This window comes from Kitasatospora sp. NPDC047058, from assembly GCF_040643935.1.
Taxonomy (GTDB): Bacteria; Actinomycetota; Actinomycetes; order Streptomycetales; family Streptomycetaceae; genus Kitasatospora.
The window spans coordinates 1-2016 of the sequence record NZ_JBEYVJ010000739.1 but is presented as its reverse complement, the minus strand read 5'-3'; the positions used below and the strand labels follow the sequence as shown (position 1 = coordinate 2016).

The window sequence follows — 2016 nt, the reverse complement described above, 5'->3', positions numbered from 1 at the left end:
ATGAACGCCATGTCGGTGACGAAGTACGTCAGCTTGACGACGTCGGAGAACCCGGCCCCGGCGGCGGCCAGACAGCGGGCGGATCTGGTCGGAGATCTCCACCTGGTCCGGGTCGGCCAGCCGGCGGGCGAGTTCGGCACGGCCCTCGGCGGTCAGTTCGAGCACCTGCCGGGGCACGGCGCCGCTGCCCGGCTCGCTGCGCCGGACCAGCAGTCCGGCCTTCTCCAGACGGGTGATCGCGGGGTAGAGCGCACCGTCGCTGACCGGGCGGACGTGGCCGGTCAGGCCGGTGATCCGGGACTTCAACTCGTAGCCGTGCAGCGGTTCGTCGTGCAGGAAGCCGAGGATCGCGAGGGTCAGCACAGTCGAAGCCTTTCCGTCGGCGCGCGCTCCATTGCCGCGCCATGTTACCTCTTGCCGAGGTGCCTCGATTAGATGTATCTCTATTCGAGGCAAGCGGGCCCGGGGGTCTTCGGGGCCCGACGTGGACGGGCGCGCACCGCGCCGGTCCGGAACACGGGGGAGACGACATGCGGGGACACCGCGCGAAGCTGGTCGCACTGGCCGGACCGGTCTACGGGGAACTGCTCTCCGGGGTGATCGCCTCGGTCATCGGCACCTTCTGGGTGGCCGGGCTCGGCGGAGCCGCCGTCGCCGCCGTCACCCTCGCGGGCACCGTGGAGAACCTGCTGCTCGGCCTGGTCCTGGTGGTCTCCTCCGGTACCACCGTCCGGCTCTCGCACGCCCTCGGCGCCGACGACCGGGCGGCCGCCGGCCGCACCGCACGGGCCGCCTGGCGGCTCTGCCTCGCCGGCAGCCTCGCCCTCGCCGTCCCCGGCTTCCTGCTCCGCGACCGGATCGCCGGCGGCTTCCTCGACGGCGAGGCCGCCCGGCTCGCCGCCGGCTACTTCGCGGTGGCCTTCCCCGCGTTCGGGCTCTTCTTCGCGCAGCGCGTCGCCGACGAACTCTTCAAGGGCACCGGCGACACCCGTACGCCCATGCGGATCGCCCTGCTCTCCAACGCCCTACTGCTCGCCCTCGACCCGCTGCTCGTCCTCGGCCCCGGCCCGCTCCCGGCCCTCGGCGTGACCGGCGCCGCCCTCGCCCTGACCCTCTCGCGCGCCGTCGCCCTCGGGGTGACGCTGCTGCTGCGCCGCCGCCACCGGCTGCCCGCCCCGGCCGGCGGCCTCGGCACGAGCGCCCGCCGGATCCTGGCCGCCGGAGCCCCGTTCGGCCTCGACTTCACCGCCCGGATGGGCGTCGGCACCGCACAGCTCGGCCTGGTCGCCGCCTTCGGCGTCCCCGCGGTCGCGGGCTACGGCGTCGGCTACCGCGTCCTGCTGATCGTCACCATGGCCTTCTACGCCGTCCGGCAGGCCGCCGCCATCGAGGCCGCCCGCCTCGGCGGCGCGGGCGACACCGCGGCGCTGCGCACCCTCGGACGGGACACCGCCCGGCTGGCCGGCGTCCTCGGTGCGGGCGCGGCGGTCCTCTGCGCGGCGCTGGCGCAGCCGGTCACCGCACTGTTCACGGCGGACGAGGCGGTGGCCGCCCACTCCGTCGGCTTCCTGCGGATGGCCGGCCTCTACCTGCTCCCGTACGCCCTGGTGGTCGCCGTCGGCGGTGTCCACCAGGCCACCGGCGCAGGCCGCCCGCTGGTCGCCGCCGTCCTGCTCGGCCTCACCGCCCAGCTCGGCGCCGGTGCGGCGCTGTCCGGGCCGCTGGGGGTGAACGGCCTGTGGGCCGGCATGACGGTGGGGGCGGTCGTGCAGCTCGGCCTGATGCGGCTGCTGACCGGCCGACGGGTGGCGGCGGGGAAGGGCGGGGACGCCGGAGAGGCCGCCGAGGAGCGCCGCGTCCTGGAGCAGGCGGCGTGACGGCCGCCCGGACCCGACCCCGCGCGGCGCCCGCTACCGCTCCGTCGCCAAGAGCCGGCGCTGCGCGAAGGAGAGCGGGACGGTCTCCGGCCTCTCGCTCCGCCCCAGCGCCGGACGCGCCCGGCCCGCGACGTCCACG

The 2016-nt window shown here is 75.9% G+C and carries 2 protein-coding genes; one reads left to right on the top strand and one right to left on the bottom strand.

What is annotated here, in order from left to right; genetic code table 11:
• Nucleotides 1–363, bottom strand: a 363-nt coding sequence (locus tag ABZ885_RS39990) for a PadR family transcriptional regulator (RefSeq protein ID WP_360199948.1), incomplete at its 3' end; no start/stop codon positions are given.
• Nucleotides 364–530: 167 nt separating this feature from the next.
• Here ABZ885_RS39990 and ABZ885_RS39985 point away from each other — a divergent pair.
• Nucleotides 531–1877 (top strand): MATE family efflux transporter, encoded by a 1347-nt coding sequence (locus ABZ885_RS39985; protein WP_360199946.1) that lies wholly within the window; start codon nt 531–533, stop codon nt 1875–1877.
• Nucleotides 1878–2016 lie beyond the last annotated feature (139 nt).